This is a genomic window from Sphingomonas sp. S2M10, from assembly GCF_012650175.1.
Taxonomy (GTDB): domain Bacteria; phylum Pseudomonadota; class Alphaproteobacteria; order Sphingomonadales; family Sphingomonadaceae; genus Sphingomonas.
The window spans coordinates 62743-76341 of the sequence record NZ_JAAILI010000051.1 but is presented as its reverse complement, the minus strand read 5'-3'; the positions used below and the strand labels follow the sequence as shown (position 1 = coordinate 76341).

The following is a 13599-nucleotide window of genomic DNA, read 5'->3' as shown; positions in this document are numbered from 1 at the left end:
TCGCTCACCACGGCGGTCGGATGCCCAGCGGAATGGAGAGCCGTGTGCATTGAAAGGTGCAAGCACGGTTCGGGGGGAGGCGCTGAGGCGTCCTCGAAAGAGGCGTCTCGCGTCTACCCTACCGAGACGCCGGCACGGTGGCTCGGTCGGCGCGAACGCGCCGATAGGGCCGTGCCCGTCAGGGTCGCGCAGGGTCTTCAAGCCTGATGGTATGGATTTCGCCGTCTTCACCGCCGAAGCGTCAGACCCGCTCATTATCATCGGTGAGGATGTTGGCAGATGCGTAGGAGAGTGCGACCGCGCTCGAATGCGATCGTTCCTCCGGCCATGATCGCACGCGTGTGACGCCCCGTGAAGGGCTCTCCTGTCTTGGACGCCGCCAGAATCTCGGTCGGCCCGGACGGCAACCATGTCACGGCCATGCGCAAACCGTCGTCGAGGAAATCAATGTCGGCCCGGCTGCCGTCTGCGCATGTGACGTATCGCTGTTCCAAGACCCGCGTCATTGAGTGAGGTCGGTGTATCTCCGACGTGTCGCGAGTATTTGGTGACGGCTCCGAACAGCCAACGGTCATCATAAGTAGCGTGGCGGCGCAGATGCGCACGTCAACCATTCCGCTTCCTCATTAATCCGGACTCACGCCTCGCGGGTCCGTCGCCAAGTTGGCCGGCAACCCCGAAGGGCTGCCGGCTCGGGTATGGTCCCGCAACGAGCCGGTTATTCAGCTCGCCGAAGGGTTGGCGGAAACAACCTTGCCGTCCGCACCAATCACGACGTGAAGCGTGCGCCGTGCGACAGGCTCGGAGGGATTGGTGAAAGTCACGACGGTCTGACGCGCGCCGTTGGCGGTCCGCTGCGCGGTGCCCTCGACCTTTGCTTTGGACCAGCTCGGGGCGAGCTTGGATTGCGTCACCATGCGAACGACGTGCTGACGCGCCACCTCGGCGGGCGCTTGGCTATGCGCTTCCTCGTCGTGAACGGGATGGGCGGCGGCGGGGGCTGCGGCCAATACCGCGACGGCTAGGACTGCGTATTTCATGGGTAGTCTCCTCGTGGTGGAAAGGGTGGAGTGCATCGCTACGATCAGGATTTCGGCTTCGCAGCGAAGCTGCGGAACGTGCCGGTCGCCGTCACGGTGATGGTCACGGGCGCAGTGGTGCGGTTGCGCCAATACCATCCGTGCATCCCGTCGAAAGGAGCCTGGAAATCGCCCTTCTCGCCGGCGGACGATCCTTTCTCGTAGCTGGTGTATTTATCTGCCGGCGCGTCGTGTTCCTCGCCGTGAAGCTCGAAACGGACCTCCGGTCCGCCGGTCGACCAGGCGTAGGCGATCCGGTCGCCAGCGCGCATGTCTGCCTTCACTTCGCGACCTTCGTCGGGCTGGAGCGTGATCTTCACCTCGGCCGTCTGCGCGGTCGCCGGCACGCTCGACCTTGCAGCCGGCGAAGCCGGCGCCGTGGTCGCCGGGACTGTGGCGGTCTCGGCTGCATGTTCGGCCTGCTTGACCTCTCCCATGCGAGTGAGGCCGAGCAGGCGGCCCGTCCCGATCGGATCGACGCCGTATTCGGCGGGCAGGATCGTCGTCGCGAGCAGCGCGACGGCGACGCCGAAGGCAAGCGCCGTTGCCCGGTTGAGCTGGCGCAGCGTCGGGAGATCGCCGACGTTTGGCAGATTGGCGTTTTTCATCAGGCGTTCCCTTCGAGAATGAGGCCGGCGAGCTGGTAGCCGGTAAGGACGAAGCCCGCGGTCATCAGGACCACGTTCGCGGCAAAGGCATGTCGGCGGAAGCTGGCGGTGCGGCGCCAGTAGCCCATGACGATCAGGATCGCGGACAGAGCGAGTAACTGGCCGATTTCGACGCCGACGTTGAACGACAACAGATTCACCAAAAGGCCGTTCGATGGCAGCGCGAAGTCCTGGAGCTTGGTCGCGAGGCCGAAGCCGTGGAACAGGCCGAAGATCAGGACCGCGGCCTTGGCGTTAGGCTGGACGCCGAACCACCGCTGATAGGCACCGAGATTGTCGAGCGCCTTATAGACCACCGACAGACCGATAATCGCGTCGATCGCATAGGGACTGACGTGGGTGCCGAGCAGAACGCCGGCGATCAGCGTCGTGCTGTGGCCGATCGCGAACAGCGTCACGTAGGCGGCAACCTGCTTCATCCGGTAGAGGAAGAAGATCACCCCGAACAGAAACAGCAGATGGTCGTAACCTGTGACCATGTGCTTGGCGCCGAGATAGAGGAAGGCGCCAGGGGCGGGTCCGTTGATCGTTTCGATGAATGCCTGATCGCCTTCGGCGACCCCATGTGCATAGGCGGCGCTTGCCATGAACGTCGCGGTGGCGACGGCAAGGAACGTCGTCACCCCTCTCAAGTGCAGCGGGAGGCGCCACGGGCGGTTGGATGATGTTTCCACGGTAAATTGTCTCCGCTTCATCACGCGAGCGCGTGCGTCGGGGTGGCAGGGTCGGGGCGTCGCCGTTGCGACCACCGGCCCGCCAGGGCGGTGATCGCTGGCAGCACCAGCAAGGTCAGGGCGGTCGAAGTAATGAGGCCGCCGATGACGACGGTTGCGAGCGGCCGTTGCACCTCGGCACCTGTGCCGGTGGCGAGCGCCATCGGCACGAAGCCGAGCGATGCCACCAGCGCGGTCATCAGCACCGGGCGGACGCGCTCCATTGCGCCGTCCACGATCGCGTCATCGTCGCTCGCCCCTTCCTCGCGATGCTTCCCGATCGCGCTCATCATCACGAGGCCGTTGAGGACGGCGACGCCCGACAGGGCGATGAACCCGACCGCTGCGGTGATCGAGAAGGGGATGCCGCGCAGCAGCAGCGCAAACACGCCCCCGGCAAGCGCCATCGGCACCGCCGAGAACACGATCGCCGCCGACACGAAGCTGCCGAGCGCCATGTAGAGCAGGGCGTAGATCGCAATGAAGCAGATCGGCACCACGATCAGCAGGCGTAGCCGAGCCGATTGCAGGCTCTCGAAGGTGCCGCCCCACTCGGTATACATGCCAGCGGGGAGCTGCATCTGGCCGATCTTCGCCTGCGCTTCCTCGACGAACCCGCCAAGGTCGCGCCCACGCACGTTGATCTGCACGACCACCATCCGCTTGCCGTTCTCACGACTGATCTGGTTCAACCCTTGGGTGTAGTTGAACCGGGCGACCTGGCTTAGCGGGATCGAGCGCGCCACCTGACCTTCGGCAGCGGGCAGCATCACCGGGATCGACCCCAGCGTCTCAAGGTCGTCCCGCTGCGCGTCGGGCAGGCGGACCACGACGTCGAACCGCCGGTCGCCCTCGAACAGCAGCCCGGCCTCACGCCCGCCAAGCGCAGCCGAGACGGTGTTCGCCACCTCCTCGACCGACAGGCCGTAACGGCCCGCCGCCTGACGGTCGATCTGCACGTCGAAGGTCGGCGCGCCGGACGTCTGTTCGGCACTCACGTCGCCAGCGCCGGGGATCGTGCGCATGACGGCGGCGATGCGCTTCGCCTGTTCGCTCATCGCGTCGAGGTCGTCGCCGTAAAGTTTGATCGCGACGTCGGCGCGAACGCCGGCGATCAGCTCGTTGAAGCGCATCTGGATCGGTTGCTGGATCTCCGTCCGGTTGCCGATCAGCGGCTTCATCCGCTCCTCGATGCGGCGAAGAATGTCCTCCTTGCTTTTCACCTCCGTCGGCCACTCGTTCTCCGGCTTGGGGATGACGTAGGTATCCGACGCATTGGGTGGCATCGGATCGGTGCCGAGGTCGGCGTTACCGTTCTTGGAGAAGACCAGCGCCACCTCCGGCAGCGTCTTCAATGCATTCTCGATCTGGAGCTGCATCTGCGTCGATTGGTCGATCGACGCAGATGGCACGCGGAAGTTGGTGACGGTTATGTCCTTCTCGTCGAGCTGCGGCATGAACTCCTCGCCGAGGAAGCCAAAGCTCAGCACGGCCGCGACGAACACGCCGACACCGCCCAGGATGAAGGGCATCGGGCGGGCGACAGCCCGGCCCAGCACGGGGGCGTAGCGTTCCTTGAACCAGCGGATCGGCTTCACTTCCGTCTCACTGACCCGGCCCTTGACGACGATCGCGATCATCGCGGGAACGAAGGTAAGCGACAGGACGAAAGCAGAGGCGAGCGCCACCATCAACGTGATCGCCATCGGCGCGAACGTCTTGCCCTCAACGCCCTGGAAGGTGAGCAGCGGCACGAAGACGAGGAAGATGATGAGCTGACCATAAACGGTCGGCCGCACCATCTCCTTGGCCGCGAGCGTCGTTTCCTCCATCCGCTCTTCGCGGGTGAGAAGCCGGCCTTCATGCTCCTGGCGTTCGGCGAGGCGGCGAAGCGCGTTCTCGACGATGATGACGGCGCCGTCGACGATCAACCCGAAATCGAGCGCGCCGAGGCTCATCAGATTGCCCGACACGCCCAGCCCGTTCATTCCTGCGGCCGTCATCAACATGGTAATCGGGATGACTGCGGCGGTGATGAGCGCAGCGCGGATGTTGCCGAGCAGCAGGAACAGCACGACGATGACGAGCAGCGCGCCTTCGGTCAGGTTCTTTTCCACCGTCGCGATCGTCGCGTTGACGAGCTTTGAGCGGTTATAGACCGGCTCGGCGAACACGTCGGGCGGCAGCGCCTTGTTGATCTGCGTCAGCTTCTCGGCGGCGTCTGTCGCGACGATGCGGCTGTTGTCGCCTACCAGCATCAGCACGGTCGAGATGACCGCTTCCGATCCCATGCGACTGCCGGAGCCGGTGCGGACCGCACCGCCGATCACCACCTGGCCCACGTCCTTGACGCGAACGGGGACGCCGTTGCGGGTCGCGACGACGGCTTCCTGAATGTCTTCGATCGACTTCAGACGAGCATCGGCGCGGACAAGGAAGCTCTCGCCAGCGCGGCGGACATAGTTCGACCCGGCGGAGAGGTTGGCCCGCTCCATCGCATCCGCCAGCTCCGTGACGGACAATCCATAGCTGGCGAGCGCGTTGAGGTTCGGCTCGATCAGATATTGCTTCACATAGCCGCCGTTGGAATCGACGCCGGCGACGCCGCGCACCGCCCGCATCTGCGGGCGGATGATCCAGTCCTGCACCGTGCGGAGATAGGCGGCCTTCGCCAGTTCGGTGGTCAGCCGCTCGCCCTCGGGGGTGAGGTAGCTGCCGTCCGACTGCCAGCCCGGTTTGCCGTCGACCGTCTTCAGGCCCTTGCCGTCGGGATGGCGGAAGGCGACCGAATAGAAGAAGATCTCGCCAAGCCCGGTGCTGAGCGGCGCGAGGATCGGCTGCGCGTTGGCGGGAAGGCTGTCGCGCGACTGTGCGAGCCGTTCCGTCACCTGCTGGCGCGCAAAGTAAATATCGGTGCGGTCGGTAAAGACCGCTGTCACCTGGCTGAAGCCATTGCGTGAGATGGAGCGGGTCATCTCAAGCCCTGGTATTCCGGCAAGCGCCGTCTCCACCGGGAACGTCACCTGCTTCTCGATGTCGACCGGCCCCAGCGTCGGCGCGAAGGTGCTGATCTGGACCTGCCGGTTGGTGACGTCGGGCACGGCGTCGATCGGCAGCTTGGTGATCTGCCAGAGGCCGAAGCCGATGACGACGAGGGTCAGGAAGGCGACAAGCCATCGCATCCGGACCGAAAGGGAGAGGATGCGGCCGATCATTCCGCCGACTCCTTCTCGATCTCGGCCTTGAGAAGGAAAGCGTTGGTGGTGGCGATCTGCGTGCCGGCGGCAAGGCCGCCGGTGATCGCCACCATCCCGCCCGATCGGCTGCCGATCTGAACCGGCTGCGCGCGGAAGCCCTGGCCGGTGCGGACGAACACCACGCTGTCGCTGCCAAGCGTCTGCACCGCGTCTTGCGGCACCATCACGCCGCTCTTTGCGGCCCCGCCACTGGCGAGGATGCGAGCCTGAACAAGCTGGCCCGGGGCAAGCGTGCTGCCGCCGGCGGTCGGCGTGACGACGACCGTCGCGGTCCGCGATTGCGGATCGACGACGCCGGTCGCCGAACGCACCCGCCCTTCTATCGTGCGACCGTCTGTGGTGGTCAGCTCTACCCTGTCGCCTTCTCGGACACGGCCAGCATCGGCAGGCGGGACGCTTGCGGTAATCTGAAGCCGGCTCGGATCGGCGACGCGGAACAGCTCGGTTTCAGCCGCGACGAACTGGCCGAGATTGGCACCGGCATTGGTAACGCGCCCCGAAACGGGGCTGACGACCGCAACCGATCGACCGTCGCCCGACACGCGAGCCGCGCCCGCGGCGGCGCTAGCCCGGCGAGCGTCGGCCTGGGCGACGGCAAGGTTGGCCTGTGCCGATTCATAGTCGGCGCGGGGTGTCACACCCTGCGCGAGCAAACCGCGCTCTCGTTCGAGCTGACGCGCGGCGAGGGTGACGCGCGCGGATGCGGCCGAGCGGTCGGCTGCGATTTGTGAAGCGTCGCGGCTCTCGACCAATGCAAGGGTCTGGCCGGCGCGAACCGGATCGCCGATGCGGACCATGATACGGCTGACCGTGCCTGGCGCGCGCGCGGTCAGCACCGCCTCGGCGTCGGGCGTCGCCTCGACCGTGGCGGAGGCAAGGATCGCGGCGTCCAGCTCGCCGGATGCCGCCGGGGCTACAGTGATTTGCGATGCTGAAAGCGCCTGTTGCGTCATCGCGACCGTGTTCGACGGCTTTGCTGGCGCTGCGGCTTCCGTAGGGGCAGGGGCGGGGGTGGACGATTGGGTGAGGCGCGCAGCGCCGAACCCAAGCGCAGCGGCAGCGACCAGGCCAATGGCGGCGCCGGTGTAGAGACGATTTTTATCGGTCATTGCACCGCTTCTCCGGTGATGGTGAGGCCCTGCAGACGGGCCAGATTGGCGCGAGCGTCGAGGCGCGCTGCGGCGGCGTCGAGGATGACGCCACGGGCGACCCCGAGATTGTGACGCGCGGCAAGGAGTTCGATCAGCGGGCTTTTGCCCGCCTCGTAGGCCACGCGAGCGAGGCGATAGCCCTCTTGGGCGGTCGCCAACGTCCGCTGCGCGGCAGCGGCGCGAGCGTCGGCTGCCTCTACCAGTGCGAGACCAGCGCGTGTCCCCGCCTCGGCTTCGAGCCGGGCTGCTGCGGCACGCGCCTCGGCACCTTGCAGTTCGGCACGTGCCGCCGAGATGTTGCCCCGGTTGCGATCGAAGAGGGGCAGCGGGACGGATATGCCGGCAACGACGGCGGGGCCGCTCGCGACGCGAAGCTGGCGCACGCCGAGCTGCGCGGTGACGTTGGGGATGGCGAGGCGCTGTTGCACCGTCACCGCTCGCGCTGCGGCGTCCCGTTCGGCTTCTGCAACGCGCACCATCGTCGCCTGCATAGGGTCGATGGGGCCGAACGCCGGCTTGGCGTCGAGCCGATCCAAGAGTGATTCCGACAGGCCGGTGAAGGGGGTTGTAATACCGGCCAGCGCGGACAGGCGTGCCAGCGCGGCCGTCTTGAGGGCGCGCGCGTTTTCGAGGTCGGCCTGAAGCGTGTTGAGTTCTGTTTCAGCCTGCACCTGCCGGAGGCGGGCTTCCTTGCCAGCGCCGACCAAGGCGCGGGCCACCTTCAGGTCGTCGGTCGCCTCCTCAACTTCGTCCTCGGCAATAGCGATGCGCCGATCGGCGATCTCGGCGCCGGCATAGGCGCGTGCCAGCTCGGTCGCATAGACAAGGCGACCATCGCGATTGCGCGCCTGCGCCGCGACGATGCCGGCTTCACCGGCGGCGATCCGGGCTGATCGCTTGCCACCCAGCTCGATGGGCTGATCGATCTGGAACGTCGTTTGCTGCTGGTTGCGCGCGTTGCGATCGAGGTCGCCCGCGAAATTTTCGGCATAGACGTTGATCGACGGGTTAGGCCGCGCGCGAGCTTGCTCGGCAAGGCCCCGCGCGCGGGCGACGTCGGCTTCCAAGACCGTGACGCGGGGCACATCGCGCGTCTGGTTCAGAAGCTGTGCGAAAGGGGGCGCGGTCTGCGACCACGCTGCACCCGCGGGCCATAGCGCCGCGAGCGTGCCGGCCAGCGCAAGCACGCGCTGCCGGCGATAACTGCCGTTCATAATCCATAATCCTCCAGGGGTAAGTCTGTCGGCGCGTCACGCGCCGGCGAGACTCATCCGCGGGGAGGGCGCAGGAGCTTGGAAGGATCGATACCGCTCGCCAGCGATGTGGTGAGGATCGACCACGCGCGAGCGGCGACGATCGCCGGCACTTTCGCAGTCGTCGGCCCGTCGAAGGCGACCCAATGACCAGCGGCATGAGCGAGAACATGCACCGGACTGTCGCCGCCAGTCTGCTTGGCGGGAGCGTGATCGTTATGCTCGGCCGCAGCCGCATGGTCATGGTCATGGTCGACGGCGGCGACTTGCACGGGCACATGGTCATGGACCATCGCGCTGTGCCACGACGACGCCGCGACGAGGCCGAGCATGGCGACGAGCGCCAGCACGGCTCCGAACAGCGCGGAAGAGGAACGACGCATCGCCATCGTGCGCAGCGTAGGCGGACGTTGGGAACGGGGCAAGGAAATCACTTACCCGGCCATTTTGGATGGCGACGGTCGATCACATAGGGATGTTCGCCGTGGCTGTGGACCGCGAGATGCGGATCATCGGCGGCGAGGTCGCTATGTTCATGCGCGATCACGTCGGGGTCGTTCGCGGGCCATATACGGACGGCGACGAGGGTGCCGATCGCAGCAAGAACGGCCATCGCACCGAACGCCGCCTCCATTCCGACGCGAGCGCCGAGCTGGCCGACGAGCGGATAGCAGACCAGCCAGCAGACGTGGCTGAGTGCGAATTGTGCCGCGAACAATGCGGGGCGATCATCGGCGTTCGCCGACCGACGTAGCAGCCGTCCCGATGGCGTGACGCTCGCTGAATAGGCGACGCCCAGCACCAACCATCCGCCGAGCAGGACATGCCAGTAGGCCGGGCCTGGCTGCATGATGGCGGTGATCGCGGCGAGGGCCGCGAGCGCCAACGTCAGGATAGCGGCGGCGACCAGCATGACGGTCCGATCCGCAATCCGATCGAGGATACGAGGCAGGGTCAGCGCAGCGGTGATCGAGCCGCCCCCGAAGGCGGCGAGGGTCAACGCGACGTCGCGCTGGCTTAGGCCCATGCCTTTCACGATAACGACGGTGTTGACGATCACCATTGCGCTCGCGGCGGCAGCGGTGAGGGTCAGCGCCAGCAATCCGCGCAGGCGAGGCGTCGCGAGGTATATACGCGTGCCCCGCGTCGTCTTGTCGTAGATGCCGCCCTCGGCCTCAACCGGCGCCGGTCGGGGCAGGACGGTCGATACGACCAGCAGCGCCGACGCGACAAAGCCTATCGCGGTGCCCGAGAACAGCCAGTGGTAGCTCATCACCGTCAAAAGACCGGCCGCGAGGATCGGGCTCGTCAGGCTCTCCATGTCATAGGCGAGGCGGGACAGGGACAGCGCGCGGGTATAGTCGCGTTCCTCCGGGAGGACGTCCGGGATCGTAGCCTGAAAGGTTGGCGTGAACGCGGCCGATGCCGATTGCAGGACGAAGATCAAGATATAGACCTGCCAGACTTGGTTCACGAACGGCAGGCAAATGGCGACACCGGCGCGGATCACGTCCATTCCGACCAGCAAGGCACGGCGTGGCACGCGATTGGCGAACGCGCCGGCGATCGGCGCGACGCCGATATAGGCGACCATCTTAATCGCAAGCGCAGTCCCCAGCACCGCCCCGGCACTGCCGCCAGCTATGTCGTAAGCGAGCAAGCCGAGCGCGACCGTCGCCAGTCCCGTTCCTACAAGCGCGATGATCTGCGCGAGGAAAAGGTGCCGATACGTGCGGTTGGCGAGGACACTGAGCATGATCGCGCTATATCCCCCCGGGGGATCGAGTCTATCCCCCCTGGGGGATACTCGACAGCAGCCCCTCACGCGCACTAAATAAGGGGATGGCCCATCACGCTCACACCAGCCACCCCGCAATCGTCAAACGGCTCAACCGCGTCGCTGGTCATCTGCGTAGCATCGTCGGCATGATCGAAGAGGAGCGCCCCTGCGTCGATATTGCGCAACAGCTTCAAGCGGTCGAAAACGCCATCGCCAGCGCCAAGCGCGCGCTCATCAACGATCATATCGACCATTGCCTAGTCCATGCCGAAGAAGGTGAGGGGACCAAGGCGGCGGTGGAGCAGTTCCGCGCGATCTCAAAATACTGGTGATGCGCCGCGCGGCGAGGGGTGTGCCACGTGGCACACCTCCTGAAGACCGCTACCGGGCGCATTAGGCCCAGATCGCTTCCTGATCCCAGCCTTCGAGAAACCCGCCCTGCGCGGCGCTGGCGAATGGCATTTCGGGGAAGGAAAGCCAATGTGCTTTCATCCGGCCACTCCACGATGTGCCCGGATTGATCCGCTTGGCGAGATAGGAGGCAACTGCCGCCGCGCCATAGACACGGTTCCGCTGCACGACGTCGTTGCCGATATGGACCATGCGCGGCGCCTCGAACGCTTTGGGCACCTGGGGCTGGTTGATGATGCCGGTATTCCACAGCCGGGAATGATGCGCGCTGATGTTGCGCACGAAGGCAAGGCTCTTGATCCAGCTCACCAGCGTGTCGGGGAGCAGATTATAGCGTTTTGCGATGGCGAAACGGTCGTTGGGATGCGCCATTTCGAGCAGCCAGGATAGCGTTCCAAAATCCCATGCCTCGACAGCCATCCAGATCGGCATTGGCGGCGTGTAGGTATTGTAGAACTCCGACACCCAATCGTCTTTACAGCGGTCGACGGAATCGTCCGCCTTCGCCAACCAGCTCAGGTGCCGGGTCGTGCCTTTAAAATTAGCGTTCGCACGATTGGGATCGAGGTAGGCGACCGATCGATGGGCGAACAGGTCACGATTCCCGAGCGCATGGGCGAGATCGACGCGCAGCGCGACTTCGATCCGTTCGATGGCATCGAGGAAGAGCAAGCGGAGCTGCTTGTCGAAGAGATAGAGATCGACGGCATGGCGAAACTCGGCACCGGCTTGAAACTGGTCGGTGCGAATGGTGCGCGTGGCATCGTCGGGATCGGGGATGCGCTCTTGCAGCGGTTGCCAATAGGGCGACAGGCGACCGTAGCCGATTCGCTCAAGATGGCGGATGGCTTTGGCTTGGTCGGTGACGCCCAAACCGCGGCCTTCAAGGAGGGCGAGCTGGTCGGCGAAGCTGAGATGGGGTTTGGCGTAGGGCGGAAGCATCGCCCCAGATATGAAGAAGGCCGCCCCTTGATGCCATAGGCAACAGCGGGGACGGCCATGTTGTCCTCTATCTAGATGTTCGGGTCTGAGGATTCAATTAAAAATTGACGGCGGGTCGCCGCGTGACCGCTCGGGCGAGGCAAACGCGCTCCGACAAATTTTGGGGGAGGCAAATCTGTCTCCGCCCTATATGCTTCCTTATCCTGATTACACGGTATCGTGTTTACGGGCTCACTGTGCTTCGTGAGACATTGGTGCCTCCCTCACTAGGGACAACAATGTCTCCGAGTGGGCGACGTTTTTGTCTCCCCACCCCCTCTGGAAATGGTGCGCGAATGTGCTATTTCCACCATCATGAGCAAGCAACCCGACGATACCACAAAGGAGGCAGGATCGAACGTCTTTTCGATCGCGGCGGTGGCGAAGCCGAAGAAGCGGAAGGACAAGTGGCCGGATGCCGTCCTGTCGCGTGGCTACAGCATGATCCCGTCGATCCTGTTGTGGGGCCAGGCCAAGATGGGTCTGAAGCCTGACGAGTTGAACGTGCTGCTTCAGCTCATCAGCCATTGGTGGTCGGCCGATCACGATCCGCATCCTGCCAAGGACACGATCGCCCGCCGTATGGGCAAGGACGCACGGACGGTTCAGCGGCACCTGACCGCGTTGGAGACGAAGGGTTTCATCAAACGGGTCGAGCGCTTCAAGCGGCACAAGGGCCAGGACAGCAATGGCTACGATCTGTCCGGACTGATCGCCAAGCTGGAGACGATCGCGCCGGAGTTCGAGAAGGTGACGGATCAGAACAAGCGCCGACGCGCGAAGGCTGAGACGAAAACGGCATAGGTTTCAAGGATCGCGCGCCGCGAAAGCGGCGTGTGGGGCCGGTCAGTCCAAGGCCGGTTCGGAACGTAGGGATTGGCGCTTCGGGCAGAAGCATGGCCCCCTTCCAAAAGGGGTAATGACGCCGCCAATCCCTACGCTCGCTGATTTAGCACAGCGGGGCGCTGACCCCAAACCCCGGGGAAGCTCATGAGCTATACCGAAGAGACACGCCAATCGACCTGCCCTTCATGCGGCAAGCTCAACCATGTCATCGTGGCCTATGCCGGGGACTATCGGGCGTCACCTCAAGCTTTGTACGCTGAACAACGATTTTCCGGACATAATGTGAACATTGGTGTCAGGCAGCGGCGCGAAGGTACTGGTAGAGGGTTTCGCGGCTGATGCCCATGTCGCGCGCGATGGTCGCCTTGCGTTCACCGGCGGCAACGCGGCGGTGCAGATCGGCAATCATCTCATCCGAGAGCGACCGTTTCCGCCCCCGATAGGCGCCGCGCTGCCGAGCGATCGCAATGCCTTCGCGTTGCCGTTCGCGGATCAGGGCGCGCTCGAACTCAGCAAACGCACCCATGACCGAGAGCATCAGATTGGCCATCGGGGAGTCCTCCCCCGAGAAGGACAGGCTTTCCTTCTCAAACTCGATCCGGATACCTCGCTTGGTGAGGCCCTGGACCAGCTTGCGCAGGTCATCCAGATTGCGGGCCAACCGATCCATGCTGTGGACGACGACGGTATCGCCTTCGCGGGCGAAAGTGAGCAGAGCCTCAAGCTGGGGGCGGTTGACGTCCTTGCCCGATGCCTTGTCGGTGAAGGTCCGATCGAGCGACTGACCTTCCAATTGGCGATCCACATTCTGATCGAACGTGCTGACCCGGACATAGCCGATCCGTTGCCCCTTCACTGCGCACTCTCTCCATCAAAATGTCAGGTTGAAATCTATGATACGCAACGACATTCGTCAACAAATTCCGTTTAGTACCCTAATCTGACAGAAACCGCGGTAGCGCCCTGACGTCCGGTTAGGCTATACTCCAAGCTGACATCACAAAATCAAATCCCTCAAAGATGGCGTCAATTGCCTTGATGGGGTAAAAACTGGAGTGCTTCCAGGATGGGACATTCGGCAACGTCATCTCCAGTGCATCTGGCTAACGTGGTCGCCAGCGTCACCTCTATCTTCTGCAAATCTGCAATGCGGCGGCGGACATCTTCAAGGTGGAGTTCGGTTCTCGCCATAACCTCCGCGCAGGTTTGTGCACCGGTATCGGTGAGCGACAACAATGACCGTATCTCATCCATTGCATAGCCAAGGTCGCGCGCGCGCAGGATGAACTGCAACCTTTGCACCAGTTCCGGCGAATAGACGCGGTAGCCGTTGGAACTGCGAGGCGGCCCCGGCAGCAATCCCACCTTCTCGTAATAGCGGATGGTTTCGAGATTGCAGCCTGTTTTCCGGGCAAGCTGGGCACGCAAGATGCCGACCTGTTGCTCCATGAAAATACCTC

The 13599-nt window shown here is 64.3% G+C and carries 13 protein-coding genes; 2 read left to right on the top strand and 11 right to left on the bottom strand.

Going from position 1 to position 13599, the window contains the following annotated elements; genetic code table 11:
• Positions 1 to 722: 722 nt before the first annotated feature.
• The 8 genes from S2M10_RS12675 to S2M10_RS12640 all read right to left on the bottom strand — a co-directional run bounded on the left by S2M10_RS12675 (position 723) and on the right by S2M10_RS12640 (position 9877).
• Positions 723 to 1040, bottom strand: coding sequence for a DUF6488 family protein (locus S2M10_RS12675; RefSeq protein WP_042469191.1), 318 nt, complete (start codon positions 1038 to 1040; stop codon positions 723 to 725).
• Positions 1041 to 1084: 44 nt separating this feature from the next.
• Positions 1085 to 1687: a hypothetical protein gene (locus S2M10_RS12670; protein WP_042469192.1), complete on the bottom strand. Its 603-nt coding sequence runs from the start codon at positions 1685 to 1687 to the stop codon at positions 1085 to 1087.
• Positions 1687 to 2334 (bottom strand): HupE/UreJ family protein, encoded by a 648-nt coding sequence (locus tag S2M10_RS12665; protein ID WP_042469303.1) that lies wholly within the window; start codon positions 2332 to 2334, stop codon positions 1687 to 1689. The genes S2M10_RS12670 and S2M10_RS12665 overlap by 1 nt, the downstream gene beginning before the upstream one ends.
• Positions 2335 to 2441: 107 nt before the next feature.
• Complete coding sequence (locus S2M10_RS12660) at positions 2442 to 5675, bottom strand: CusA/CzcA family heavy metal efflux RND transporter (RefSeq protein ID WP_042469194.1); 3234 nt, start codon at positions 5673 to 5675, stop codon at positions 2442 to 2444.
• Entirely contained in the window at positions 5672 to 6826 is a 1155-nt protein-coding gene (locus S2M10_RS12655) for an efflux RND transporter periplasmic adaptor subunit (protein ID WP_042469196.1), read from the bottom strand. Before S2M10_RS12655 ends, S2M10_RS12660 begins: the two co-directional genes overlap by 4 nt.
• Positions 6823 to 8082 carry a TolC family protein gene (locus tag S2M10_RS12650; protein ID WP_042469198.1) on the bottom strand — a complete coding sequence of 420 codons (1260 nt, stop codon included), beginning with the start codon at positions 8080 to 8082 and terminating at the stop codon, positions 6823 to 6825. Before S2M10_RS12650 ends, S2M10_RS12655 begins: the two co-directional genes overlap by 4 nt.
• 53 nt (positions 8083 to 8135) lie before the next feature.
• Positions 8136 to 8510: a hypothetical protein gene (locus S2M10_RS12645; RefSeq protein ID WP_061780292.1), complete on the bottom strand. Its 375-nt coding sequence runs from the start codon at positions 8508 to 8510 to the stop codon at positions 8136 to 8138.
• Between the two features lie 41 nt (positions 8511 to 8551).
• Positions 8552 to 9877: an MFS transporter gene (locus tag S2M10_RS12640; protein WP_061780291.1), complete on the bottom strand. Its 1326-nt coding sequence runs from the start codon at positions 9875 to 9877 to the stop codon at positions 8552 to 8554.
• An 86-nt stretch (positions 9878 to 9963) separates the two neighbouring features.
• On the opposite strand from S2M10_RS12640, the gene S2M10_RS12635 reads away from it, so the two are divergent.
• A complete protein-coding gene (locus S2M10_RS12635; RefSeq protein WP_042469202.1) occupies positions 9964 to 10233 on the top strand; it encodes a metal-sensing transcriptional repressor in 270 nt (89 codons plus the stop codon).
• Between the two features lie 61 nt (positions 10234 to 10294).
• Here S2M10_RS12635 and S2M10_RS12630 read toward each other — a convergent pair whose 3' ends face one another.
• Positions 10295 to 11254 (bottom strand): Abi family protein, encoded by a 960-nt coding sequence (locus S2M10_RS12630; RefSeq protein ID WP_042469203.1) that lies wholly within the window; start codon positions 11252 to 11254, stop codon positions 10295 to 10297.
• Positions 11255 to 11542: 288 nt separating this feature from the next.
• Here S2M10_RS12630 and S2M10_RS23125 point away from each other — a divergent pair, with 288 nt between their 5' ends.
• Positions 11543 to 12097 (top strand): helix-turn-helix domain-containing protein, encoded by a 555-nt coding sequence (locus S2M10_RS23125; protein ID WP_126053488.1) that lies wholly within the window; start codon positions 11543 to 11545, stop codon positions 12095 to 12097.
• Positions 12098 to 12434: 337 nt separating this feature from the next.
• On the opposite strand, the gene S2M10_RS12620 is transcribed toward S2M10_RS23125, so the two are convergent.
• Together S2M10_RS12620 and S2M10_RS12615 are read right to left on the bottom strand one after the other, a co-directional pair.
• On the bottom strand, positions 12435 to 12995 hold the full coding sequence (locus tag S2M10_RS12620; protein ID WP_004213255.1) for a recombinase family protein: 561 nt from the start codon (positions 12993 to 12995) through the stop codon (positions 12435 to 12437).
• Positions 12996 to 13165: 170 nt separating this feature from the next.
• Positions 13166 to 13588: a helix-turn-helix domain-containing protein gene (locus S2M10_RS12615; RefSeq protein WP_014072603.1), complete on the bottom strand. Its 423-nt coding sequence runs from the start codon at positions 13586 to 13588 to the stop codon at positions 13166 to 13168.
• Positions 13589 to 13599: the final 11 nt, after the last annotated feature.